Annotated in this window: 21 protein-coding genes and 1 pseudogene; 12 read left to right on the forward strand and 10 right to left on the reverse strand. The window is 68.9% G+C overall.

What is annotated here, in order from left to right; translation table 11 throughout:
- Positions 1-141: 141 nt before the first annotated feature.
- On the reverse strand, positions 142-981 hold the full coding sequence (locus tag ACIQTP_RS11220; protein WP_403398597.1) for an SDR family oxidoreductase: 840 nt from the start codon (positions 979-981) through the stop codon (positions 142-144).
- A 92-nt stretch (positions 982-1,073) separates the two neighbouring features.
- Between ACIQTP_RS11220 and ACIQTP_RS11225 the strand changes: the two genes are divergently transcribed.
- On the forward strand, positions 1,074-1,502 hold the full coding sequence (locus ACIQTP_RS11225) for a winged helix-turn-helix transcriptional regulator (protein ID WP_403398600.1): 429 nt from the start codon (positions 1,074-1,076) through the stop codon (positions 1,500-1,502).
- 147 nt (positions 1,503-1,649) lie between these two features.
- On the opposite strand, the gene ACIQTP_RS11230 is transcribed toward ACIQTP_RS11225, so the two are convergent.
- Positions 1,650-2,282 carry an HAD-IA family hydrolase gene (locus ACIQTP_RS11230; protein ID WP_403398602.1) on the reverse strand — a complete coding sequence of 211 codons (633 nt, stop codon included), beginning with the start codon at positions 2,280-2,282 and terminating at the stop codon, positions 1,650-1,652.
- Between the two features lie 33 nt (positions 2,283-2,315).
- A complete protein-coding gene (locus ACIQTP_RS11235; RefSeq protein ID WP_403398605.1) occupies positions 2,316-3,518 on the reverse strand; it encodes an MFS transporter in 1,203 nt (400 codons plus the stop codon).
- A gap of 89 nt (positions 3,519-3,607) precedes the next feature.
- Between ACIQTP_RS11235 and ACIQTP_RS11240 the strand changes: the two genes are divergently transcribed.
- Positions 3,608-4,369 (forward strand): DeoR/GlpR family DNA-binding transcription regulator, encoded by a 762-nt coding sequence (locus ACIQTP_RS11240; RefSeq protein WP_403398607.1) that lies wholly within the window; start codon positions 3,608-3,610, stop codon positions 4,367-4,369.
- 121 nt (positions 4,370-4,490) lie between these two features.
- A pseudogene (locus ACIQTP_RS11245) lies at positions 4,491-5,203 on the forward strand (AraC family transcriptional regulator N-terminal domain-containing protein).
- A 386-nt stretch (positions 5,204-5,589) separates the two neighbouring features.
- Here ACIQTP_RS11245 and ACIQTP_RS11250 read toward each other — a convergent pair.
- The 5 genes from ACIQTP_RS11250 to ACIQTP_RS11270 form a co-directional block, all read right to left on the reverse strand.
- The gene (locus ACIQTP_RS11250; RefSeq protein WP_403398609.1) at positions 5,590-7,200 is read right to left on the reverse strand and encodes a purple acid phosphatase family protein; all 1,611 of its coding nucleotides are present in this window, start codon (positions 7,198-7,200) and stop codon (positions 5,590-5,592) included.
- 302 nt (positions 7,201-7,502) lie between these two features.
- Positions 7,503-8,195 carry a M24 family metallopeptidase gene (locus ACIQTP_RS11255; protein WP_403398612.1) on the reverse strand — a complete coding sequence of 231 codons (693 nt, stop codon included), beginning with the start codon at positions 8,193-8,195 and terminating at the stop codon, positions 7,503-7,505.
- A gap of 161 nt (positions 8,196-8,356) precedes the next feature.
- Positions 8,357-8,944, reverse strand: coding sequence for a methyltransferase domain-containing protein (locus ACIQTP_RS11260; RefSeq protein ID WP_403398614.1), 588 nt, complete (start codon positions 8,942-8,944; stop codon positions 8,357-8,359).
- A 170-nt stretch (positions 8,945-9,114) separates the two neighbouring features.
- Positions 9,115-9,558, reverse strand: a complete 444-nt coding sequence (gene cynS, locus ACIQTP_RS11265) for a cyanase (protein ID WP_403398617.1) — start codon at positions 9,556-9,558, stop codon at positions 9,115-9,117.
- A gap of 419 nt (positions 9,559-9,977) precedes the next feature.
- On the reverse strand, positions 9,978-10,850 hold the full coding sequence (locus tag ACIQTP_RS11270; protein ID WP_403398619.1) for a helix-turn-helix transcriptional regulator: 873 nt from the start codon (positions 10,848-10,850) through the stop codon (positions 9,978-9,980).
- 222 nt (positions 10,851-11,072) lie between these two features.
- On the opposite strand from ACIQTP_RS11270, the gene ACIQTP_RS11275 reads away from it, so the two are divergent.
- From ACIQTP_RS11275 to ACIQTP_RS11285, 3 genes are all read left to right on the forward strand, one after another.
- Positions 11,073-11,948, forward strand: coding sequence for a helix-turn-helix transcriptional regulator (locus ACIQTP_RS11275; protein ID WP_403398621.1), 876 nt, complete (start codon positions 11,073-11,075; stop codon positions 11,946-11,948).
- A 231-nt stretch (positions 11,949-12,179) separates the two neighbouring features.
- Entirely contained in the window at positions 12,180-13,019 is an 840-nt protein-coding gene (locus ACIQTP_RS11280; protein WP_403398623.1) for an SDR family NAD(P)-dependent oxidoreductase, read from the forward strand.
- Between the two features lie 171 nt (positions 13,020-13,190).
- Positions 13,191-13,973 carry an SDR family oxidoreductase gene (locus tag ACIQTP_RS11285; RefSeq protein WP_403398626.1) on the forward strand — a complete coding sequence of 261 codons (783 nt, stop codon included), beginning with the start codon at positions 13,191-13,193 and terminating at the stop codon, positions 13,971-13,973.
- A 129-nt stretch (positions 13,974-14,102) separates the two neighbouring features.
- Here the strand turns inward: ACIQTP_RS11285 and ACIQTP_RS11290 are convergent, their stop codons facing one another.
- A complete protein-coding gene (locus ACIQTP_RS11290; RefSeq protein WP_403398628.1) occupies positions 14,103-14,942 on the reverse strand; it encodes a GntR family transcriptional regulator in 840 nt (279 codons plus the stop codon).
- Positions 14,943-15,243: 301 nt separating this feature from the next.
- Between ACIQTP_RS11290 and ACIQTP_RS11295 the strand changes: the two genes are divergently transcribed.
- The 6 genes from ACIQTP_RS11295 to ACIQTP_RS11320 all read left to right on the forward strand — a co-directional run bounded on the left by ACIQTP_RS11295 (position 15,244) and on the right by ACIQTP_RS11320 (position 21,867).
- A complete protein-coding gene (locus ACIQTP_RS11295; RefSeq protein ID WP_403399094.1) occupies positions 15,244-16,473 on the forward strand; it encodes an extracellular solute-binding protein in 1,230 nt (409 codons plus the stop codon).
- A 29-nt stretch (positions 16,474-16,502) separates the two neighbouring features.
- Entirely contained in the window at positions 16,503-17,492 is a 990-nt protein-coding gene (locus ACIQTP_RS11300; protein WP_403398630.1) for a carbohydrate ABC transporter permease, read from the forward strand.
- Positions 17,489-18,328, forward strand: coding sequence for a carbohydrate ABC transporter permease (locus ACIQTP_RS11305; protein WP_403398632.1), 840 nt, complete (start codon positions 17,489-17,491; stop codon positions 18,326-18,328). The genes ACIQTP_RS11300 and ACIQTP_RS11305 overlap by 4 nt, the downstream gene beginning before the upstream one ends.
- Positions 18,329-18,371: 43 nt before the next feature.
- Positions 18,372-19,904: a beta-N-acetylhexosaminidase gene (locus ACIQTP_RS11310; protein WP_403398634.1), complete on the forward strand. Its 1,533-nt coding sequence runs from the start codon at positions 18,372-18,374 to the stop codon at positions 19,902-19,904.
- Positions 19,905-19,952: 48 nt separating this feature from the next.
- Positions 19,953-21,368: a cellulose binding domain-containing protein gene (locus tag ACIQTP_RS11315; protein WP_403398636.1), complete on the forward strand. Its 1,416-nt coding sequence runs from the start codon at positions 19,953-19,955 to the stop codon at positions 21,366-21,368.
- A gap of 163 nt (positions 21,369-21,531) precedes the next feature.
- Positions 21,532-21,867 (forward strand): hypothetical protein, encoded by a 336-nt coding sequence (locus tag ACIQTP_RS11320; RefSeq protein WP_403398639.1) that lies wholly within the window; start codon positions 21,532-21,534, stop codon positions 21,865-21,867.
- A gap of 54 nt (positions 21,868-21,921) precedes the next feature.
- On the opposite strand, the gene ACIQTP_RS11325 is transcribed toward ACIQTP_RS11320, so the two are convergent.
- Positions 21,922-24,744, reverse strand: coding sequence for an MGH1-like glycoside hydrolase domain-containing protein (locus ACIQTP_RS11325; protein ID WP_403398641.1), 2,823 nt, complete (start codon positions 24,742-24,744; stop codon positions 21,922-21,924).
- Positions 24,745-24,874 lie beyond the last annotated feature (130 nt).

Raw genomic sequence — 24,874 nt, forward strand, 5'->3', positions numbered from 1 at the left:
CCATCGAAGCATCTGGAGAACCATCGAGTTTCCTCTCGTAGCTCCAGTCCGTTCCGGTGAGGACCAAGCCGGCCAGTCTCACGTCGCCCCGTGCGGCCGTAGTCGGACGAAGCTGCCCGGGCGCTTCAACCGAGTTGTGCCTCAGCGAAAGGCGGCGATGCTACGGGCGACCCAGTCGTTGAAGGGGCTCGGGGCGCGGCCGAGGACTCGTTCCACGTCCGAACTGATTCGCAGTTCGGCGGAGTTCGGGGCGGCGATGATGTCCAGGGTGTCGTCGGCGAGCTCCGGCGGCACGAACTGGGTCATGGCGGCCTTGGCCTCCTCGCGGGTGAGTTCGTGGAACCGCACCGGCGAGCCGAGCCTGGCCGCGATGGCTTCCGTCTGCTGACGCGGCGTGATCACCTCGGGCCCGGTCAGCTCGAAGACTCCGCCGGTGTGCCGGTCGTCCAGCAGGCAGGCCGCCGCGACCTCGGCGATGTCCGCCGGGTCGACGATCGGAACCCCGACGTCGCCAAAGGGAGCGGCGACCATCCCTTGCGTGCGGACGGACTCCGCCCAGGCCAAGGCGTTGGAGGCGAAGCCGCCCGGTCGCAGGACGGCCCAGTCCAGGCCGGACTCTCGCAACGCGTCCTCCACCGCGCGCATCGCGATCCGCGACGGGCCGAGCGGCCTGGTCGCCACGCCCTGCGAAGACAGCAGGACGACCCGGCGGACCCCGCTGGCCGCGGCCAGGTCGATGATCTCGGTCGGCCTGGCTTCGGGGGCGTGCAGCTCGCCGGACAGCAGGAGGAACAGCGCCGTCGCCCCGTCCAACGCGGGAGTGAGACCCTGCGGCTCGGCCAAGTCGGCCGGCACGTGCCGGACCCCGTCCGGCACCGCCGCCGCGTGCCGCGACACCGCTGTCACCTGCTCGCCCGCCTCGGCCAAGGTCTGCGTCAAAGGCCGGCCCACATTCCCGGTAGCCCCGGTCACCACGATCATGTTCAGCTCCTAGTCCGTTGTGCGCTGCGGCAACTGACGCTAGGAGTCGGGCTTACTTTCCGTAAGAACATACCCAGAGGTAAGCTCCGGACATGGGGGAAGGCGCGCAGCTGACGCAGGCCGAGGCGGGCAATCGGTATGAGGTGTTTCACACCGACTGCCCTGCGCGCGACGTGGTCGACCACGTGACCAGCAGGTGGGGTATCTGGGTGCTGATCTCCTTGCGGAGCAACGACCTTCGGTTTTACGAGCTGCGTGACAGCATCCAGGGCATCAGCGAGAAGATGCTCGCTCAGACACTGCGCGCACTGGTCCAGGACGGCCTGGTCTGGCGGGAGGTCGAGCCGACGACGCCGCCCCAAGTCACCTACGGGCTGACCGAGTTCGGTCAGGACATCGGCGAGCCGCTGACGGACTTGTTCGACCGGATCACACAGCGGCTACCACCCAGCGGAACCTCCGCCGCGGAGGGGCTGAGCACAACAGGTCAAGCGAAGCAGCCGACCACCCCGGGTCCTTGACAACTTCACCAACTCTCAGCTGCTCAGTCTCACGAACGTGCATTTCCCACTCCGCCGGCGCCCCGGAGGAAGCCTCCGAGGCACTGATGCGGTTGCCGGTCCGGGGTACCAGGCAGCTGGTCCAGGAGTCAGGTGGTGACGGACGTGTCATTTCCTCGTGAGTCCTCGAGTCGGCAACCAGGTGTCGATGACGGCTGCCAGCTCGTCGCGATCGGTGAAGACGTGTCCGCTCATACCCATGGCCTGCGCGGCGCGTACGTTCTCCTCGCGGTCGTCGACGAAGAGGAAGTCGGTCGGGGCGGCCCGCATGGCGACGACGCAGTGACGGAAGGCTGCCGGGGCCGGCTTCGCCGCTTTGATCTTCCCGGAGAAGGCGACGTGGTCCAGATGGTGCAGCCAGGGCTGCGCGGCGAGGAACGCGTCCGCGTGGTCCGAGGGGATGTTGGACAGCAGGGCGACCTCGGCGACGTCGCGGAGGGACTGGGCGTAGGCGACCATCCGGTCGTCGACGCGTGACCAGCTGTCGATGTCGGTGAGGCGCAGTTCCTCGATGGTGTCGGCGTCGACGGGGAGGGACAGCCGTCGCAGTACGGCGGTCCAGTACTCGGGCGCGGACTGCCGACCGGCGTCGTAGGGCGGGCGGCAGGCCCAGTAGGCCGCGGTGAAGGCGCCGATGGGGGTGTGACAGCGGGCGGCCATCTTTCCCAGGGCGCCCGGGCGTTGGTGGCGGGCGATGACCCCGAAGAGGTCGAACAGCACGATGCCGCGGTCGGTGGACATCAACGTGGGTTCCTCCGGGATCCCGAGGGGTGTTCAGCTGCTGCTTGCTGCCATCTCGCTCGTGCGATCGGATCCGGCGCGCAGGATCCCGGCCGCCACGGCGGTGGTCGCACACAGCAGGATCAGCAGGACGAAGGCGTGGTTCAGGGCGACGAGGTGGGTCAGCCAGCCGATGGCGGCGGGACCGGCGAGCATCCCGACGTAGCCGAGCCCGGCGACGCGGGAGACATTGGCCCCCGCAGCGGAGGGGTCCGCATGCCCTGCCGCGCTGAACAACTGCGGGACACAGCCGGACAGCCCCAGACCGAACAGCGCCCACCCCGCGAACGCGGCCCATATCCACGGGGAGACGGTCACGATCGTGATGCCGACGGCAGCCGTCGCCGCGCCGTACCTCAGGATCGCCATGGACCCGAACCTGGCGACGAGGCGGTCGGCGAGCAGCCTGCCGATGGTCATGGTCGCCGCGAAGGTGCCGTACGCGAACGCGGCAGTGCTCGCGGGTGCGCCGAGGACGTCCTTCAGGTGCAGCGCGCTCCAGTCGTTGGCGGCTCCCTCGCACAGCATGACCAGCAGAGCCAGGGCGGCGAGGATCCAGATACGCTTGCCGGTGCCGCGGCGCCCGGCGGCCGGCGGCTGCTCGGTCTCCCCCGCGGAGCCGGTGTCGGCAGCGGTGGGTGCGGTCGGCAGCAGGGCACGTGCCGACACCAGGGCGATCGCGATGCCCAGGGCTGCCATGGCGGCCATGCCCGCGGCCGGGCTCAGGCCGGCGCTCGCGGTAGCCGCTCCGACGAGCGCGGCGAGGACGCCGCCGACCGAGAACGTGGCGTGGAAGGCCGACATGACGGGCCGGCCGTACGCCTTCTCCACGTGCACGGCGTGGGCGTTCATGCTCACGTCCAGGCAGCCGTTGCAGAATCCGAAGACCAGTAGGGCAGCTGCCAGCGTCCACGGCTCCCGGGGAAGGCCGGGCAGCACCAGGGCCGCGCTGCACAGCACGCCGGTGGCGGGAACGACGATGCGCGCCCCGAGCCTGTCAGCCAGACGCCCGGCCACCTGCATACCGACGAAGGCTCCCAACCCGAGCAGCACCAGCAGTCCCCCGAGCGTCGCGTGGCTGATGCCCACGCGCTCCTCGATGGCGGGGATGTTCACCACCCAGGTGCCCATGAGAGTTCCACACAGGCTGAAGTAGACAAAGGTCGCTATTCGGGCGGCTCGCAGCGAATCGTTCATGGCAGTTACCGTAACGAACATATTGAGCGTTTGAACACTGGCACTTCGCACACATTGAATGTTCGTTTCGTGTGGTGTTCAATCGCGGTATGGGCAACGCAGACCGGCACGGGATGATCGCGCAGGCCGTCAGAGAGACGGGAAGGATCACGGTCCAGGAACTCGTCGAACTGACCGGCGCCTCCGAGATGACCATCCGGCGCGACCTCGACGCGCTGGCGGCGCAAGGCGTCCTCGAGCGCGTCCGCGGCGGGGCGCGCACCCTGCTGCTCAGGGGCGAGGAGCCGCCCTTCGCGCTGCGTGCTCACGAGGCCGTCGACGCCAAGCGCCGCATCGCGGCCGAGGTGTCCTCGCTCATCGCCGACGGCGAGACCGTACTCCTCGACAGCGGCACCACCTGCCTGGAGATCGCCCACCTGCTGCGCCGGCGGCCGGTCACTGTGATGCCCCTGTCCTTGCAGGCCATCCATGTATTCGGCGAGGGCCCGGGACCGGCCACGCTGATGGTGCCCGGCGGGCAGCCACGGGCCGCCGAGGGAGCCCTCACCGGCCCCCTCACCCTCGCGTCCCTGGCGGCGCTGCGCTTCGACACTGCCGTCATAGGCTGCTGCGGTCTCAGCGCGGCTCAGGGCCTGACCGCCTACGACCTCGACGACGCGGCCGTGAAGAAGGCCGGCATCGCCTCCACGCGCCGCGTCATCGTCGCCGCCGACGGCAGCAAGCTCGGCCACACCGCCTACGCCTACGTCAGTCCCTCCACACTCCTGCACACCCTCGTCACCGACACCGCAGCACCCGTCGACGAGGTCACCGCGCTCGAAGGCACTGGCACCGTCGTCAAGGCCGTCTGACGAGAGGCGGGCGGCTTCCCCAGGGGGGCGGCAACGCCGGAACTTTCACAGAACTCGTGGGTTCTTGCACATTCCTCTTGCCACTTCGCGATCACCGCGGCTTTTGTGCTGCAATCGCGGCTTGTCTCTGGACGAGCTTCGCGCCGTGATGGACCGGCATGCGCGTCCCGATCTGACCACGGCGATCGACGGTGTCCGGATCTGCAGGGTCGACCACGCCGCTGCACCGGAGTCCTCCATGTCCGGGACGGTACTGGCGGTGATCGCCCAAGGCGGCAACGGCCCACGCTCGGCTTCGGGATGACTCTCGAACCTGCCGTCATCGCGGACCTGCTGCTGCAGGCCGGTCCGGGGGATCTGCCGAGATCTCCCGGCCCCGCGCGGCCGGGGGTCGCGGTGAGTGACGCCCCGGGCGAACTGCTCGACGCCGTCGTGCGACTGCTGCGTCTGCTCGACCGTCCGCGGGACCGGGAGGTACTCGCCCCCAACTACACCCAGCCGTTCCGGGTCGAGGAGGTGGCGCAGCTCTCGGGGATGAGCGTCTCCGCCTTCCACCGGAACTTCCAGGCGGTGACGGCGATGAGCCCGATCCAGTTCCAGAAGAACATCCGGCCGCAAGCCGCGAGACTGCGTCTGGCCAACCATCCGGACGACGTCACCGGCGTCGGCCAGCGTGTCGGATACGACAGCCTGTCCCAGTTCAGCCGCGAGTACCGGCGCCAGTTCGGCGCCCCGCCCAGCGTCGATGCGGCGCGCTTGCGCGGCAAAGTGGAGCCCACCGCAGCGTTGCTGGGCGCGAGGATCTGTTCCGGGGCGTGCCTGCGCGCGAAGTGATGATGCCGAGTACCGGTGGTACCAGGTGCGCCATTGCCGTGCGCGGACGGAGGTGTACCGGGTGCGGGGAAACCGGGGTGGGCGACAGTCGACGGGGTGCTGGGAACAGCAGATGGATGACGTGAGCGGTGGTCGTCTTCAGGGTGCGTGCGAGCTCCATACACGGGCCGGCGTCTCGCCCCCAGGTTCGAGTGCGAAGGCGCCTGACCTGGGATTTTACCCGTCAGGCGCCTTTCACCCGCCGCAGTCTCAGCCGGTGTGCCGGAGTGCGGTTCACTCCTGCGTCGGCCCGCCACGGCGCAGCTCGATCTGCGCGCGGTCCGGGCTGCCTCGTCCCGGCGGGACCACGTCCGTGGTCCGGTGCAGGTGACGGACCGGCGGCAGGGTCACCTCGTGTGGCCGTCGGAGCGCCGGCGGTGGAGCGTGAAGGTCTCGAACACCGACAGATCGCCGTTCGGCTTGTTCACGTTGTAGTAGGTCACGTGCATGCGCGTGGTGTCACCGGCGTGGCGTCCGGGGTCGACGGTGAAGGCGGCGAAGCCGTAGGGGTGCTCGATGTCCCGGACTCCGGTCCAGACCGCCTCCTCCTTGGTGTAGGTGGAGGTGCGCTTGCCGTTGGAGCCGGGGGTCGCCGACACAGCGGTGATCACCTTGGCGGTGCCGTCCGTGAAGAACTTCTCGTTCGTCGTGCCCGAGACGCCTCCGCCACCGAGGATCATGTGCACGGTGCCAAGCCCGGTGTCGATGGAGTCGGTGGCCTGGGAGACCGGGCGAGGGGTCAGCGTCTCGCTGCCGGTGACGACGCCGCGGACGGCGAGCGAGCGCTCGTAGTTGTGCTCATGGCCGCACAGCACCAGGTCCACGCCGTACCTGTCGAACAGGGGACCGTACTTCTGGCGCAGGCCCAGGTCGGCGCCGTTCGCGTCCGAGGAGCTGATCATGACCTGGTGCATGGCCACGACCACCCAGTCGACGTCGCCGGAGGCGCGCGCCGCCTTCAGCTCCTTTTCCAGGAAGGCGAGTTGCCGTCCGCCGGAGTAGCCGCTGATGTAGACGTCGCCACCGTCCTGGAGGCAGTTGTCGTCGTTCTGCAGCACGATCACCCGGACGGAGCCGACCGTGAACGCGTACCACAGGCCCGCGAGTTCGGCGTCGGTCTCGGTGGAGGGGAGGGTGAAGTAGGTCTGGTAGGCACCGAGCCCGAGCGGGCCGTTGGCCTTCTCGATCTCGTGGTTGCCGGCCGCGGGCATCCAGGGGCGGAAGCGCGCGGAACGGGTGTTGTTGGTGAAGAAGTTGTTCCAGGTACGCACCCGGTCGACGTCCAGGTTCGCGTAGCACAGGTCGCCGTTGAGCAGATGGAAGAGCGGGGCTACCTGCTCGATGCCGGTGACGATGTCCTTCGTCGCGGGGGTGGAGTTCGCGTCGAGCGCCACCGTGCCGTCGGCCGCCCAGGTCACCTGCGGAGCGGACTGGTCACCGAAGCTGGTGAAGGTGAACGGCTTCCGTCCGCGCGGAGCGGTGCGGAACGTACCGCTGTCGGGCGTCGTCCCCTCGTGGGTGGCGAGGTAGACGTAGTCGGTGCCCGGTGTGAGCCGGTTCAGCGAGGCGTGGTGGACGTAGACGGTACGGCTGGAGGTGCCGTCCACGTAGGTGACGGTCCGGGCGTTGGCGCTGGATCCGAAGCCGTGCTCCAGCGTGCCGTAGTGCACAACGGGTCTGGTCACCGGTCTGTCGGTGATCCACGACACCGTCATCTGGGTGCGCGGGTCCGCCCCGAAGGTCAGGTGCAGCCCTTGGACCGGGGGCGCACCGGCCGAGTCCGCGGTGACGTGAAGGGCCGGGGCGGCAAGCGGAGCGGCCTGCGCCGTACCGGCTCCCAGCAACGGGGTGACGGCCGCGCCGGCCCCTGCCGTACCGAGGAGGCCCAGCGCGTGGCGCCGGCTGACCCCCTCGGAAGAATTCGCCGACTCGTCCGATGTCCCTGTCTGTGTGGCCATGGTGCCCTCTCTGGCGAGCGGTTGAGCTGACAACGACCGCACCCTGGCGCGCCCCAACGGCCCCTGAGTGAACGTTGCGTTGCCAGACGGTCATTGCGCCGCGAGTGGCGGGCCACGGAAGCGATTCTTGCCCCTGCCTTTGCCAGCGGCCGCCCCGCCGTTGACGCGACCGCCCCGCGCATCGGAGACGGCGGCGTTCGCTGCTACCGGCTCCCCCAGTACGCGATCGGCCCGCTCAGTGCCAGGTCGACGAGCGAGGGTCCCTTCAACCCGGTAGCCCTGCGTGATGGGGGCGTGACGGATCAGCCGAGGTCGAGCAGTTCCTCGTAGAAGCCGCCGAACTCGCGCCCCCGGTCGACGAGGTGGATCTCGAGGATCCAGTGGCAACGGCGCCCGGCCTTGTCGATGCGTCGCAGCGGGGTGTCGTTGCCCGGCGCGATGTACGACTCCACGTCCGCACCGTCGATCGTCTCGTGCGGGAACTCGCCCACGAGGTGTCCGGCGTGCCAGCCGCCGAGTTCCCAGCCCGCGTCGGTGGCAAGCCGCTCGACCTCGGCGTACAGCCGCTTGCCGGTGATGTCCGGGTCACTCTCGAAGAAGCGCCGCCCGGCCGCGAAGACTTCGGGCAGGTCGTCGCGCAGCCGCTGCTTGACCGGGTCGTCGCCGAGGACGAAGGTGCGCCCGAAGTCGGCCTCGTACTCCTCGAAGATGGGCCCGAAGTCGGCGAACACGATGTCGTCCGCGCCGATCACCCGGTCCGGCGGATTCTCCCGGTAGGGCTTCAGCGTGTTCGGGCCCGAGCGCACGATCCGCTTGTGCCAGTGGCGGGTCGTGCCGAACAGCTCGTTCGCCAGGTCCCGGATCCGGTCGCTGACCGCCCGCTCGCCCTCCCCCGGCGCGACCAGCCCGCGCTCCTCGATCTCCGCGAACAGCCGCTCGGCCTTGGCCTGGGCATCCAGCAGACGCGCGGCGCGCGTGGGTTCGTCATCCGCCATGGGGCCGACCGTAGGCATGTGAATCATGGTCCGGCAACCGGATTCGTCACGGCTGTAGTCGCTGCCAGGACCAGACCGGGCCCTGTTCGCGGTCGTGGCGGAGTCTGCGGTGCAATCGGTCGGGGCTGCGAGGAGTGGGGCAAGCAGGGTGTGGGCGGCGGTCAGGGCCGCGTACGGGATTCCGGGAAGGCCCACGATCCAGCGGCGGTCAGGGAGTTGGGCGAGCAGTTGATGATGACCGGGGCGGACGGCGTCCGCGTCCCGACAGGGTGGTCCGGCACGGGGCGTACGTCGGGACCTCGCCGCCGAGCGTGTGCACCAGCGGCCGGCAACGGGCCCAGCGCGTCGCGTACCTGACCGGGGGCGGGCCGCCCAGAACGGATCCCGGAACGGACAGGCGCGTCGACCGCGGCTGTTCGCCGACGCGTACGGGCCCGGTCGAACCGCCCGCCACGGGAAGGCGTACGTCGCAGCTCTGCCGCACTGAGCCGAGGAGCCGGAGCGGTCACCTGGGCCCGTTCACCCAGTGCCGGGGCGGGTTCGGGAAGGTGGTTGATGAGTCCGGCGCTGAAGATGCCGTCCACCGAGCCGGAGGTCAGGGGCAGGTGGCAGGCGTCGGCGAGCAGCAACGCCGCGAGCTCGTCGCGGCCGTGCCGGGCGGCTGCGTCGAGCATCGCCGCGGTGACGTCCACCCCGAGGACCACACCCTTGTCTCCGACTCCCGGCAGCCGCACTGCGTACCCGGCCACCTGTTCACGACCTCAACGGTCGCCCAGACCGGGTCGTCCCGTAGGAGTCGACGGGGCCGCAGCCGTGCGCAGGCATCTTCGCCCAGGTGCTGCGGCCGGGGCCGATCCGGCTCGGCGACCCGGTCCGCCGGGCCTGACACGAGAAGTCCCGTCGATTGCTCAGTGAGTCGCTACCACTGGTAAGGCAGGTACTTCCCATCAAGGGTGATGACGACCCGGTCGCCCGCGGGGTCGGGAACCCGCCGGACGTCGAGCCGGAAGTTGATCGCGCTCATGATGCCGTCGCCGCACTGCTCGTGGATCAGCTCCTTGATGGTCGGCCCGTAGACCTGGACGACCTCGTAGAGCCGGTAGATCGTGGGATCCACGGGGACGGCCGCGTCCAGGGCTCCCCGGGTCGGCTGGAGCTGGAAGGCAAGGGCGGCGTCGTCACCGAGTTCGAGCAGTGCCGCCGCTGTGGCCGCCTCATCCTTGCCCATCGGGTGCTGGCCGAGCAGGGCCGCCGTGGTCCAGGCCAGCGGCTTGCCGACCGCTTCGGCCAGCTGGGCCCACGTGACCCCGGTCTTCACCTTGGCCTGGCGTACGGCTTCGGCGGCTTCCTTCTTGGTGAGCATGTGCCTCTCCCTTGACGACGGTGGTCCTGGTCGCACGTCCCACCAGAGTAGGAGTCAAGTCGGGGCAGTGACCTGCTGGCCTGCACGAGGTACTGCCACTTGGTCATCCGGTCCTTCAGTTCGACGGTCGGCCCGTCCAGGGTGAAGGTCCCGTCTCCACGGTGGTGAAACAGCTGCGGTTCGGGCTGAGAGGGGTCGGTCCACGCCCTGACGGCCTCCAGCGGGTCGACCACGGTGGCAGCCATGTCCGCCGTCGGGACCGAGAAGACGCACTCGCCGGTTTCGACCAGAGCCCGGTAGCTGTGCGGCACTGTCTGTCGAATCGAGTGCCGGCAGAGGGGCACACCGCCATGAAGGCCGCGTCGTTCCTGGGTGCGGCAGGACCGGTCTCCACCGGGCACACATGCTCGCTTTCGACGCTACTGCTCCTTGGCGGCGAGGTCAGCCGCGGGCACAGCCGCCTTGGCCTGCTTCGGCTCGGCGGCCATGGTCCTCAGCGTCTCGAAGGCATCCGCGGTCGGGCTGGCCGGTTCAGCCTGATAGACCACCAGTTGCTGATGCGGGGCCCCATTGACCGTGAAAGCCGCGAACTTGATGTGCAAATCTCCGACCAGGGGGTGCTTGAGATGCTTTCCTTCCTGGGACTTTCCCTTGACCTCGTGCATCTGCCAGATCCCGGCGAACTCCTCGCTCTGGGCGGACAGCTCCGCCACGACCTCTGCGATGCGGTCCGATTCGGGATCGTGGCCGTAGGCTGCCCTGATCTCGGCGACACAGGAGTGCGCGGCGCGCTCCCATTCCTGGTAGAACTCGCGCCCTGCCGGGTCGACGAACACCATGCGGGCGAGGTTGTCGAACTGTTCGAACCCGCCGTGGAGAGCGGTGGCGAGGGAGTTGCCCGCCATGATGTCGAGGGCCGGCCCGACGACGAACGCCGGGGTGTGCTCCCATCCGTCCATCAGCTGCAACAACTGCTGGCTGACGTCCGCCGCGCCCCAGTCGTGCGGGCGCTGCGAGGAGGCCAGACAGAGGCGGTTGAGATGGTCGGCAGCCTCCGCATCCAGGTTCAGCGCTTGCGCCACGGCCTCGAGCACCTGCGGGGACGGACTGTTTTCACGTCCCTGTTCCAGCCTGATGTAGTAGTCGGAACTGACTCCGGCGAGCAGCGCGACTTCTTCTCTGCGCAGTCCCGGCACCCGACGTCGCCCGTGTTCGGGGAGACCGACATCGTGCGGCTTGAGTGCCTCTCGGCGGGCTCGGAGGAAATCACCCAAAGGTGTCCCATTGCTCATGCGGCAAGACTAGAGGGTTTCCAGCCGATGAGAAGTGCCGGTCGCGTACCATTGCACCAGGTCGCACACCCTGCACACAGAGTAATTCGCCGTCCTGACGCATCGGGGAGGCCTCTCTCCGTCCGTCAGCTCCTTGTGCCGCCCGGGAAACCGCAATCCTGGGTGTAATGCACCCACCGTGGACAGGGGTTTTCCGGGCGTTTTCCGCCTAGCCTCGGCAGCATGGACAACGACACGCGCCCTGACTCGGTTGAAGGGCTGGGTCAGTTCCTTCGCTGGCACAGGGAACGCCTCAGCCCCGTGGACGCAGGACTGCCCAGCGCCGGCCGGCGAAGAGTGCCCGGCTTGCGGCGTGACGAGGTCGCGACGCTCGCAGGCGTCAGTCCGAGCTACTACAGCCGCCTCGAGCAGGGCCGTGAACTCGGCCCCTCACTCCGGGTGCTGGAGGACATGGCCCGCGTGTTGCGACTCGGGGAAGAGGACAAGCGGGAACTCTTCCGGCTGGCCCAGCCGGCAACCCGCCGCACGAAGCGACCCTTCCGGGTAGAGCGTGTCCGCCCCCACCTGCGGCAACTGATCGAAAGCTGGACCAGGACGCCGGCCTTCATCGTCGGCCATGCCCAGGACCTGCTGGCCACCAACGCCTTGGCCGACGCCCTCTACCGCGATTTCGCGCAGCACGACAACGTGCTGCGCATGCTCTTTCTGGATCCCGCGGCGAAGACCTTCTACAGGAACGCGGAGCGGGCCAAGCACCGTGCGGTCGCCGACCTTCAGCAGTCCGCCGCAAGCACCCCCGAGGATCCCCGCATCCTGGAGCTCGTCGGTGAACTGTCGGTGCGCAGCGGGGATTTCCGGACCTTGTGGGCACGCGAGTACACCCGGGTCCCGCCCTACGACGTCAAGCAGATGTACCACTCCGGCGTGGGGGACCTGGAGTTGCGGCATGAGGCCCTCAGCATCCGCAGCGCTCCGGGACAGCAGCTCGTCATCCTGCAGGCCGAGCCGGGTTCTCCCTCCGCCGACGGCCTGGCCCTGCTGGGCTCCATCAGCGCATCTGAAGTACCTCACCAGCAGAATCCCGCACACGGCGCCTGAGCCGGGTGCCGTCGACGGCACCCTGAATTCGATCCAAGAAGTCACCGAAAACATCCACCGCGTCGGGTGTCGGCGGATCGCCCGGACATCGGCTCGGTAGGGCCGCCTCGTCTTCCTGGGTGTGAGACTCCCAGGAAAAGCGCAGCCTTCATACCGCCGTATCCGACGGGCACACTCGAATACGTCAACAGTAAATCCCCGAGAAGGGGAAGCGACGAAAGAGGTTTTCCCATGGCTACGTGGTTTGTCACCGGCGCCTCCCGTGGAATCGGCGCTGAAATCGCCCGTGCCGCTCTGGCAGGCGGTAACAATGTCGTGGTCGCCGTGCGAAACCCGGAACGCGTGCCGGCCGATCTGAAGAACTCCGAGAACGTCTTCGCGGTCGCCCTGGACGTTACGGACAACGACAGCATCCCGCGGGCCATCGAGGCGGCCGTGGACCGGTTCGGCGGCATCGACGTCCTGGTGAACAACGCCGGCCGCGGCCTGCTGGGCGCCTTGGAGGAGATCACCGACGCCGAAGCCCGCTCGCTCTTCGACCTCAACGTCTTCGGCCTGATCAACGTCACCCGTGCCGTCCTGCCTGTCATGCGCAAGCAGGGCTCCGGCAAGCTCGTGCACATCGGCTCCCGCTCCGGCTTCGAGGGCGAGCCCGGCGTCAGCCTGTACTCCGCGTCGAAGTTCGCGGTCGCCGGCATCAGCGAAGCGCTCTCCGTCGAGATGGCGCCGTTCGGGATCCAGTCGATGGTCGTCGAGCCGGGCGTCTTCCGCACCGACTTCCTCGACGCCAGCTCCCTGTCGGTCGCCGCGAACCGCATCACCGACTACGACGACACTCCCGCCCACGTGACGCTGGACTGGATCGACCAGGCCAACCACGCCCAGCTCGGCGACCCCGTCAAGGGCGCCGCCCTCATCGTCGAGGTCGCTTCCACCGAGAAGCTGCCCACGCACCTCTACCTCGGCCTCGACACCCTCGAGCGCCTCGAGGTCAAGTACCAGCAGGTACAGGACGACCTCGCCCCCTGGCGCGAGAAGTCCGCCGCCACCGCCCACGACGACGCCGCCTGACGCCACCGCGGTCTGGCACGCACAGCCCCCTCAAGCAGCCCGGCCAGGCAGGACGACCGGCCCTGCCTGGCACCACACCGAACCGGCGCTCCCCCTTCCGATCAGTCCGGCTCGCCCCTCCTTCCGATCAGTCCGGCACTCCCCCCTTCCGATCACAGAGACTGAGGTTTTGTGATGTCTGCTGCTCTGCTCACCGGCACTCCCCTGGCCGGCCGTGTCGCTGTCGTCTCCGGCGCTTCCAGCGGCATGGGTGCCGTCACCGCCGAACGCCTCGCCGAGCTCGGTGCCACCGTGGTCGTACTGGCCCGGCGCAAGGACAAACTGGAGGAGGTCGTCAAGAGCATCGAGACCGCCGGCGGCACGGCACTCGCTCTGGCCGTCGACGTCACGGACCGCGCCGCCGTCCAGACCGCCGCCGACCAGGTCGCCAACCGCTTCGGCAACGCCGACCTCGTGTTCAACAACGCCGGCGTCCAGCTCATCTCCGGCATCGAGGAACTCAAGGTCGACGACTGGCAGCGCCAGATCGACCTCAACATCACCGGCCTCATGAACGTCATCGCCGCCTTCCTCCCCCACCTGACGGACTCCGCCGCCCAGGGCAAGGCCGCCGACCTGATCAACACCTCGTCCATCGCGGCCACCCGCATCCTGGCGAAGTTCTCGATCTACTCCGGCACCAAGGCCTACATCAGCCACCTCACCCGACTGCTCCGCGTCGAACTCGGCCCCAAGATGGTCCGCGTCGCCACCATCGAACCCGGCATGGTCGACACCGAACTCCCCGACCACGTCACCGACCCCGACGCCTCCAAGCTGATGGCCGACCTCATCCACGACATCGACTGCCTCCAGAGTGCCGACATCGCCGAGACCATCGCCTTCATGGCCGCCGTCCCCCGGCACGTCAACCTCACCGAGATCACCATCATGCCCACCGCCCAGGCCATCTGATTTCGCCCCCCGTCATGGCGGGGGAGGAACAGCTCTCGGCTGTTCCTCCCCCGCCCCACGCATTGGTTGACGAGACAACATCCGTTCGCCACCGCGCCTCTCCCCCGCCCAGCCGGAGACCGCGGTAGCTCAGGGTGCCGACTGGATGTCCCCGCGCGTGGAGGACGCGATGGTGTCGCGGTGGGCGAAGTCGCCCGGGGGGATGCCGGGGTGGTGTCCGAGCTGGGCCGGCGGCACCGCGGCCGAGGGGCCGAGGGTGAGCCGGGAGACGATGCGATAGCGGTCTCCGCGGTAGATCGAGTGGACGTATTCGACGGGCTGCCCCGTGGTGTCCGAGGTGAGCCGCTCGAAGAGCAGCGCCGGGGACAACTCGGGCACGTCGAGCAGCTCGGCCTCCGCCCGGGTGACGACGGTCGGCTCGATCGCCTGTACGGCCTCCTGGACGTACACGCCATGCTGCTCGCGCAGGTGCTCGTACAGGTCGCCGGCTTCCAGTTCCTGGGCGGACAGGGTGGGGACCAGATCGGCCCTGATGTGCAGATGCTCGATGGCCATCGGGGAGCCGTCGACCTGGCGCAGCCGTGCCACGTACACGATCTCGACGGCGGGCGAGATGCGCAGCTTGCGGCCCACACGCGCGCCCGCTGGAATGGTGGTGAACTCCAGCAGGCGACTCGACCAGGTCCCGGAGGCCTGGGGCACCGTCATGGCCTGCTGACCCGAGACGAGTTCCTGGGTGATCTTCTCGGGTGCCACGAACATGCCGCGACCGTGCTCCCGTACCAGAAGGCCCGCGGCGACGAGTTCGTCGACCGCCGCGCGCAGGGTCGGGCGGGACACGCCCAGGAGGGCACACAGGGAACGCTCGGAGGGGATCGCGTCCCCCGGGCGGTGTGACTCGATGAGGTCGAGGATGAAGTCGCGAACTCGCTCCCGTTTGAGCACCGCACCTGGTGCGTCAGCCTTCATGGTGCCCTCCCTCATACGCGGAATATCCAGTTAACCAGTTGACCAGTGGTCACCCGCAACTGCCCCCTTGATCAAGCGAGTGTAGCCGCCACCGAGCGGAGACCGTCCAGATCCGGACCGGCCTGCGCCCCAAAACCCTTTGAAGTACAGGGGGTTGACGTCCTCGATTGGTCTATGCCACCTTCAACCCCACATCAAGAGGTGATCTGTCCAGTGGACTTCACTGGTCAGGTGGTCAGGTCATGTCCTCCAGAGGTGAACCGTGAAGCTCCGCTTGTTTGCCGGTGTGTCCGTGCTCGTGATGACGGCCGGGCTGAGTGCCTGCAGTAGCTCCTCCGATACCTCCGACGACAGCTCCGGCGGGAGCACCACCATCGACGTCTGGCTGATGCGCGACAGCGTCTCGGCCCAGTTCCAGAACGAGTTCGTCAAGGGCTTCGAGACCGCTCACCCGGACATCAAGGTCAAGGTGCAGATCCAGGAGTGGGACGGGATCGGCGAGAAGGTCACGGCCGCTCTCGCCAGCAACGACGCACCGGACGTCATCGAGACCGGCAACACCCAGGTCGCCCAGTTCGCGCAGAGCGGGGGGCTGCTCGACCTCAGCGACAAGGCCGACGACCTCGGGGGGAAGAACTGGCTCAAGGGTCTCGCGGAGCCGGGCGTCTATGAGGGCAAGCAGTACGGCGTTCCGTACTACGCCGCCAACCGCGTCGTCATCTACCGGACCGACCTCTTCAAGGAGGCGGGCATCGACGCGACCGCCGTCAAGACCCGCGACCAGTGGATCGCCGCCACCAAGAGGCTCAACACCGCTGACACGCAAGGCATCTATCTGCCCGGCCAGAACTGGTACACCCTCGCGGGCTTCGTCTGGGACGAGGGCGGCGACCTCGCCACCGAGTCCGGCGGCAGGTGGAAGGGCACGCTGGACTCCCCCGAGGCGATCCGCGGTATGGAGTTCTACGAGAAGCTCCAGGCCCTCGGCAAGGGCCCCAAGGACTCCGACGAGGCCAACCCCCCGCAGGCGGACGTCATGGCCAAGGGGAAGGTCGCCCAGGTCATCTCGACACCCGGCGGCGCCAACGTCGTCATCCAGAACAACCCGGCGCTGAAGGGAAAGCTCGGCTTCTTCCCGATCCCGGGGAAGGCCGCCGACAAGCCCGGCGCGGTCTTCACCGGCGGCTCCGACCTCGTCATCCCCACGGCGTCCACCAAGCAGGACGCGGCCTACACCTTCGTCAAGGAACTCACCGGCGACACCTGGCAGAAGAAGCTCGCCGTCGCCATGAGCTACGTCCCGAACAAGACCACCCTGGCCTCCGCGGTCGCGGCCGACCCCGGTGCCGCGGCCATGGCGGTCGGCGCCGCCCAGGGCCACGCCACACCCAACACTCCCGGCTGGGCCGCCGTGGAGGCCAAGAACCCGGTCAAGGACTACATGACGGCCGTCCTCACCGGAGGCGACATCCAGAAGAAGGCCGCCACCGCGTCCGAGGCCATCACCGCGGCCATGAACTCCGGCTCCTGAACCGTCCACGCACCGGAAGGAGGAGCGCCGTGCCGGCCGTCCGCGAGCAGACCGCCCCCCGCCCCCCAATCGGTACCGGGCCGCCCCGGCGCTCCACCGGTCCAGGGCCGCGCCGCCCGTCGAGGTCCACCGGCCGTGGGATCTGGCCGTACGTGCTGATCGCGCCCGCCGTCCTCGGCACGCTCTATCTGCTCGTCTATCCCCTGGTCCGCGCCGTGGTGATATCGCTGCAGGACTTCGGCCTGCGTCAACTCATCCTGGGCGGCGCGCGTTTCGTCGGATTCAAGAACTACGAAACGCTGCTGGGGGACGGCCGCTTCTGGGAGGTCGTGCGCCGCACCTTCCTCTTCATGGCGATCAACGTCGTCCTGATCATGGTGCTGTCCACGCTGGTCGCGCTCATGGTCGAGCGGCTCGGCCGGTTCGGCCGGACCGCGGTCCTCTGCGCGCTCGTGCTGACCTGGGCGATGCCCGTCGTCGCGGCGACCACCGTCTTCCAGTGGCTGTTCCACTCGGAGTTCGGCATCGTCAACGCCGTCCTGACCGACCTGGGGTTCGAGTCCTTCCACCGCTACCCCTGGTTCGCACACGGCCCGGCCGCCTTCGCCATCGTGGTCGTCCTCGTCGTATGGCAGTCCGTGCCCTTCGCCGCGATCACCCTGTACTCGGCCCTCACCACCGTCCCCACCGAGCTGTACGAGTCAGCGCGGCTCGACGGCGCGTCGGGGCCGCGGATCTTCCGCTCCATCACCTTCCCCATGGTCCGGCCGATCTTCATGCTGGTGTTCTCGCTCGAAGTGATCTGGACCTTCAAGGCGTTCGTCCAGATCTGGGTGATGACCAACGGCGGGCCCGGCGACGCGACCACGATCCTGCCCGTGTACGCGGTGCAGACCGCCCTGTCGAGCCAGCGCTACGACCTCGGTTCGGCGGCCTCCATGGTCACCGTCGTGCTGATGTCGGGCGTGCTCGTCTTCTACTTCCGCCAGATGTTCCGCCAGGAGGACGAGCTCGCATGAGCACGACCCGGCCCCGCATCCGCCGTCTGCCCCTGAACGCCGCCGCCGTCGTCACGGTCGTGGTCTGTCTCTTCCCGGTCTACTGGATGGTCGCCACCGCGTTCACCCCGACCCGCGACATCCAGTCCGACAACCCCCGGATCGTCCCTCGGACCTGGACACTCGACCACTTCCGCACCGCCGTCGGCGCCGCCGGCTTCGGCCTGTTCTGGCGCAACAGCGTCCTCGTCACGCTGAGCGCCGTCCTGCTCGCCCTCGTCATCGCGCTCGGCGCCGCCTACGCGGTCGCCCGGATGAAGTGGAAGGGGCGGCGGCAGTTCATGCTCATGGTCTTCATCGCGCAGATGGCGCCCTGGGAATCACTGATCATCCCGGTCTACATCATCTCCCGGGACACCGACATGCTCGACCGGCTGCCGACCCTGACCCTCGTCTACTTCATGATGACGCTCCCCTTCACCATCATCGTCCTGCGCGGCTTCATCGGCACGATCCCCCCGGAGCTGGAGGAGTCCGCCCAGGTCGACGGCTGCACCCGGCTCGGCGCGTTCCGGCGTGTGGCGTTCCCGCTGTTGGCACCGGGCCTGATGGCCACCTCGCTGTTCGGCTACATCACCGCCTGGAACGAGTTCGCCTACGCCAACTTCCTGATCATCAAGCAGCAGGACAACCGCACCCTGCCCGTGTGGCTGTCCTCGTTCCAGAACGTCTTCGGCACCGACTGGGGCGCCACGATGGCCGCCTCGACCCTCTTCGCCGCCCCGGCGCTCGTGGTGTTCCTGCTGCTCCAGCGCCATGTCACCTCCGGCTTCGCGGCCGGCGCAGTCAAGGGCTGACCTCACACCCCACCCCCACGCGAACCCGTCCCGGAGCTGATCCATGCCCGCACAGCGATCCGTGCTCACCCTCGTACCCCGCCCCACCAAGGCCGCACTCCGGCCGGGACACTTCACGCTCGACACCGGCACCGCGCTGCACATCGGCGCGGGCGCCGAACCGGCCGCGGACCTGCTGCGCACCCTGCTCGCCCCCGCCACCGGGCTGTCTCTGCGGCCGTCCCCGGACGGACAGTTCTCCCTGACGCTCGACCCCGGACTCACCGGCCTCGGTGAAGAGGGGTACGGGCTCACCGTCGCCCCGCATGCCGTGCTGCTGCGCGCCGCGCACCTGACCGGTCTGCTGCGCGGCATCCAGACGCTCCGTCAACTCCTGCCTCCTCAGGCCTTGTTGGGCACTCCGCAGCGCGGTACACGGTGGCTGCTGCCGTGCGCCGAGATCACCGACGTCCCCCGCCACCCCTGGCGCGGCGCGATGCTGGACGTGGCACGCCACTTCCAGCCCGTCTCCTACCTGCGCCGGTACGTCGACCTGCTGGCCCTGCACAAGATCAGCGTGTTCCATCTGCATCTGACCGACGACCAGGGCTGGCGCATGCCCATCGCCGCACTGCCCAAGCTCACCGAGGTCGGCGGCCAACGCGCCGAGTCCCAGAAGGGCCCGGCCGGCAGCGACACCTACGACGGCATCCCGCACGGCGGGGCGTACACACGGGACGAACTCGTCGGCCTGGTCCGGTACGCGGCCGCTCGCGGCGTCACCGTCATACCGGAGATAGAGATGCCCGGCCATGTACGCGCCGCCCTCGCCGCCTACCCCGGACTGGGCAACCATCCGGAGCGCATCCTCGACGTCTGGACCCGCTGGGGCGTGTGCGACACCGTCCTCGGTGTCCACGACGAGGTCCTCGACTTCTGCCGCACCGTCCTCGACGAGGTCATGGACGTCTTCCCCTCGCCGTACATCCATGTCGGCGGCGAGGAGTGCCCCACCACCGAGTGGACGCACAGTGTCGCCGCGCGGGAACGAGCGGTGGCGCAGGGCCTCCCGGGCCCCGCGGCCCTGCACGGCTGGTTCCTCGGGCAGATCGGCGACTTCCTTGTCCGGCACGGACGCCGCCCGGTCGGCTGGGCCGAGACCGGCGCCGAACTGCCCCTCGACTTCACCGTGATGACCTGGCGCGACTCGGCCCACACTCTGACGGCGGCCCGCCGCGGTCACCCCGTCGTCAGCGCCTATCACCGGGCCACCTACCTCGACTACGCCCGGTCCGGTGACCCGCGCGAGCCACTGGCCCAGCCCGGAGGCGTCGTCGATCTGCGCGCCGTCCACGCCCACGATCCCGTACCCGAGGACGCGGACCCCGACGTGGCCGGGCGGGTGCTCGGCACCCAGACCCAGCTGTGGACCGAGTTCGTCACGACGGCCGCCCACATCGAGTACCTGACCTACCCGCGGCTGTGTGCCCTCGCCGACCGCGCCTGGAGCGGCGCGACCGACTGGGCCGACTTCCGCTCCCGCCTCGACGAGCACACCATACGGCTCGACGCCCTCGACGTCCGGCAACACCCCTGACCCTGTCCCGTTCCGGGAATCACCCCACCTTTCTGGAGAGGAACAACCATGAGATTCGCGAAGAACCGGCTACGCGCCGCAGCGTCCGCCGCCGTCGCGGTGGCCATGGGCGCCGCCGCGCTCACCGCGCTCCCGGCCACCGCGAGCGCCGCCGGCGACGGGCTGAGCGTCCAGTACCGTACGAGCGCCACGGGAGCCACCGCCGACCAGTCCGAACCCTGGTTCAAGGTGAAGAACACCGGCAGCACGACCGTGCAACTGGCGAACGTCAAGATCCGCTACTACTTCAAGGCCGACTCGGCCGGCGCGTCCTATCGCTTCGCCTGTTCCTGGGCCGTCAAGGGCTGCGCCAACGTCACGGGCACCTTCGGCACGCTCGCCAACCCGACCGCCACGGCCGACCGTTACCTGGAGATCGGCTTCACCTCCGGCGCCGGCACGCTCGCGCCGGGCGCCGACACCGGCGACATGCAGCTGCGCTTCTACCAGTCGACGTGGCAGTCGCTGAACCAGAGTGACGACTACTCCTTCGGCGCCTCCCAGACGTCGTACGCCGACTGGTCCAAGGTCACCGCGCAGCTGTCCGGCACCACGCTGTGGGGCCAGGCCCCCGCGGGCAACGACCCGACGAACCCGCCCACCGACCCTCCGGCCACCGGCGCCACGCTGTTCGACGACTTCAACTACAGCGCCTACAACGACCCGAAGATCTCGGCGCACGGCTGGAGCGTGCGCTCCGCCTCCGGCGGCCCCGGCGTGTCCGGCGCCACCTGGGCGCCCGACAAGGTCACCTTCGCGACCACGAGCGGCAACTCCGTCATGAACCTGGAGACCTCCACGTCGGGCACCGGGGAGAGCACCAAGCAGACCGAGATCGTCACCAACGCGCGGAAGTTCGAGAACGGCACCTACGCGGCCCGGGTCAAGTTCAACGACGCGCCCAAGTACGGCCCGGACGGCGACCACCTCGTCCAGACGTTCTTCACCATCAACGACCTCACGGCACCGATGGCGGACGACTACTCCGAGTACGACTTCGAGTACCTGCCCAACGGCGGCTGGGGCGAGACCTCCGACATCCTCTACACGACGTCCTGGGAGACCTACCAGGCCGACCCCTGGGTGGCGGTCAACCAGCACACCGAGAGGCGTCAGAGCTACAACGGCTGGCACGACCTGGTGCTGACCATCGACAACAGCAGCATCAAGTACTACATCGACGGACAGCTCTTCGGCACCCATGACTCCGCGTACCTGCCGGAGCGGCCGATGTCGATCAACTTCAACCAGTGGCTGATCGACCTCGCGGGCCAGACCAGCACCACCGCGCGGGCGTACGACGAGCAGGTCGACTACGTCCTGCACGTCAAGGACCAGGTCCTCACGCCGGCGCAGGTCGCCGCCAAGGTGACGGCGTACCGCAGCGCGGGCACCACGTTCGAGGACACCGTCCCCAGCAGCTGATCCCATCGCCCGACGACGAAAGCGACCGCGCATCCGGCGCGCAGACACGCACCGGGTGCGCGGTCCGCCGCCCCGACCGCACAGGCCGACGGCGAGTGGCCGAGCCTCTGAGTCTCCTCAAGTCGCTTGGCACGCAGTGATCATGGCAGTCAGGCTGATCCCCATGACAGGAATCACGGGATTTAGCAAGAAGAACAACTTCGTGCTGGCCATCCGGGACGCGGACGTGGTCGCGGCGACCCTGCGCAAGGCACTGGCCGAGGCCACTCCGGAAGAGCGCCTCGGTCTGGAACGCGCCGCCGCGCTCGTCGAGTCCACCGCCTCCGCCACCGAGACCCAGCTGCGTGCCCGCTGGGTCCGCTCCCGGCTGACCGACGTCGGCTTCACCGGGGACATCACCTCGGTCGCGGCGGTGCGGGCGCTGCGCCAGGCGGAACCGAAACTGAGCCTGCTGGCGGCGGTGCAGCTGCAGAAGGAGGCAGTGGCCCATCCGGAGTGATCCGGCAGCCCCCTGACACGCGGGGAACGGAGGCTGCCGGAGGCGTTGCGCTGCTCAGGAGGTGAGGTAGCACGTCTTGCTCACGCCCGGCAGCGGATCGGTGCCGAATGCCGCCGTCGTGCAGCCGGTGCCGCCGGTGAACGCCTTGTAGAGGAAACGGCCCCGGGCGCCGTAGGCGACGGTCCGCTGTCCGCTGAAGGCGCATGTGCCGCCTTCGGCGGAGCAGGAGGCGGCGTAGCCGGCCGGGCCGCCGGTGGCCGTGTAGCAGGTCTTCGACTCGCCGGGAATCGGATCGCCGAAGGTGGCGTCGGTGCACGGGGTGTCGCCGGTGGCCGCGATCGTCGTGAACGCGCCGAAGGCGCCGTACGTCACCGGCTGCCCGGAGGCAGCCGGGCAGGAGCCGTTCTGGTCCGCACACTTGGTCCAGCCGCCGGCCGGGGCTCCGGCGGGCGGGAGGTAGCAGGACTTGGCCACTCCGTCGATGGGATCGCCGAAGTGGGCGTTGGTGCAGGCGACGGAGCCGTTGGTGACCTGGTGGACGAAGTTGCCGTTGGCGCCATAGGCCACGTCGCGGTTGTAGCCGGGCACGGCGCAGGTGCCCCCCTCGGCCGCACAGGCGGTGTAGCCGGGCGGACCCCCCGCGTCGGCGACGTAGCAGGACTTGACGAGATTCGGCGCCGGGTCGCCGCCGAAGGAGTCGTTGCTGCAGGCGGTGCTGCTGGTCACGGTCTTGTACGTGTACGTCCCGGCGCCGTAGGCCACCGATCGGGTGCCGCTGAAGGAGCAGGTGCCGCCCTCCCCCGCGCACCGGGTGAAGCCCGCCCGCAGCGCACCGGTACCGGGATCGGCGGGTGGCGCCGGGTTGCCCAGTCCGGTGGCGGACACGGTGTAGCTGCCCGGGGCGACGCCGGTGAGGTAGACGTAGGTGTCGTCCTGGCTCGCGCCGGTGATGCCGGAGGTGGGCGTGAAGCTTCCGTTGCTCCATACGACGGTGCCGTTCACGGACACCGAGATGTCGCCGCCGCCGAACTTCGGGACGCCGATGCGGCCGGTGGTGCCCGACGGGCTGTTCAGGTGCGCCGAATAGGTGCCGGCGGCGGGGTCGCGGGACCAGGACGCGTTGACGGCGCCCTGGGGCATGGTGATGCGGCCCTCGGCGCTGGTCAGATCACCGGGGTGCGGGACGAAGCGGTACGTGCCGGTCGCCGACTCCGGTGCGGTGCCGAGCACGTCGAAGGTGAGCGTGGAGGTGGGCGCGGTGGACCAGCCGTGGGCCAGACTCATGAAAGAACCGCCGTAGGCCAGGCCGCCGTCCGCCTTGATGCCCTCCCAGAAGGTGCTCTTGGTACCGATGTCACTGCTCAGCATGTGGCCCCAGGTGCGGCGGATCTGGTCCAGGGCCGTGTAGTCGTCGTTGGCGGTGAAGCGGGCGTTGAGCTCCATGCCGCCGGCGAAGGGCGACACGTTGCCGCCCCACTCGGGGGTGGTGGGTCCGTAGATGCCCCAGTTCTTCCCGAGCCCCGCGGTGACGCTCTTCGACTTGGCCGCGGAGTCGGTCAACCCGTACCAGACGGCGAGCGAGTTGCCGTCCTGCGGGTACAGGCCGCTGGTCGGGTTGTCCTTGTACATGCCCTTCGAGGCGTCCCACAGCAGGGAGTTGGCGGCGGTCTTGATGGCGGCCGCCTTGGCGTTCCAGCTCGCGGCGAGCGCGCTGTCGCCCTCGGCCGTGGCGAGGGTGGCGCCGCCCTTGAGCGCGGCGAACAACAGCGCGTTGGCGGAGATGTTCTCACCGCCCTGGCCGACCCGGGCCCAGTCCTGGGTGCGGGTCACGTTGAGCAGGTTGTTGCCGTCGATCTTGTTGGTGATGAAGGCCATCCCCCGCTTGTAGTTGGCCCATTCGGAGTCGAGCCACGCCCGGTCGGCGGTGTAGGTGTAGTACGTCGACGTCCCCAGCAGTGTCCAGGTGTGGTACGTGTCCGAGCCGGTGAGGTTGAACGGCGGGCCCGACCAGGGGATTTCGCCCGCCGCCGACTGCGCGTTGTACATCGTGGTGAGCGCGTTGCGGGTCGAGGCGAGGTCGTTGGAGTACGCGTACTGCGTGGGTACGGCGATGCCCATGTCGCCGGGCCACACCGTGCGGTCACGCTTGGCCCCGTCGACCAGGACGGAGTCACCCACGCCGACGGTGGCGCCGTTGTCCCATGCCGAGGCAGGCGGGGGCCAGGCGCGACCCTGGTTGGAGGCGATCGTGTTGAGCTGCACGGTGTACGCCCCGGCGTACCAGATGCTGTTGAGCAGGTCGTCGCTGGAGGAGAAGTAGTTGGCGTAGTCGGCCGGGTTGGCTTTCCCCGGAGCCGCGGTGAAGTTGAGGCTGACACCCTTGAGGTCCACCCAGCCCGAGGTGTCGAGGAAGACCGTCAAGTAGCGGAACCCGCCCCGCTGTTGGGCGGTCGGGACCGTGTAGGTGCCGCCCGCGGAGGCCGTCGCGTAGAGGGCCCCGTCCTCGCCGTCGCGTCCGCTGCTGCGGTCGCTGTTGTTGCCCACGTACAGGGACGACTCACTGAAGCCCAGGCCGACCCGCTGACCGCCGTCGCTTGCGCTGCCGAAGGACAACGTTGTCACACCGCCGACCTCTTTGCCGAAGTCGAGGGTGATGGCCGACTGCGAGCCGGAGATCCGCGTCGACTGCCCGTTGAGGACGTTCTGCGGGTTCGCGACGCTGCCGGACGTGCGGTAGATCGCGATCGGCTTGAGGGTGCGTGAGGTCGGCGAGTAGTTCAGGGCGTCAAGGGTCGCCTTGCCGACGCCCGTTGCGGCCGACGGGGTTGCCGCCGATGTGGCCGGCGCGGGAGTCATGAGCAGTGCGGCGGCCACCACCGTGGCGAGGCCAAGTAGGCGCCCTGGACCGGGCGTTCGGATCAGCGGGGGACGGCGGCGCCGCATGGGTACCTCCCGGGTCTGGATGCGGGAAAGAGGTGCTTGAATCGATTCAAAACAATCGCTGACG

This window comes from Streptomyces sp. NPDC090798, assembly GCF_044768965.1.
In the GTDB taxonomy this organism is placed as follows: domain Bacteria; phylum Actinomycetota; class Actinomycetes; order Streptomycetales; family Streptomycetaceae; genus Streptomyces.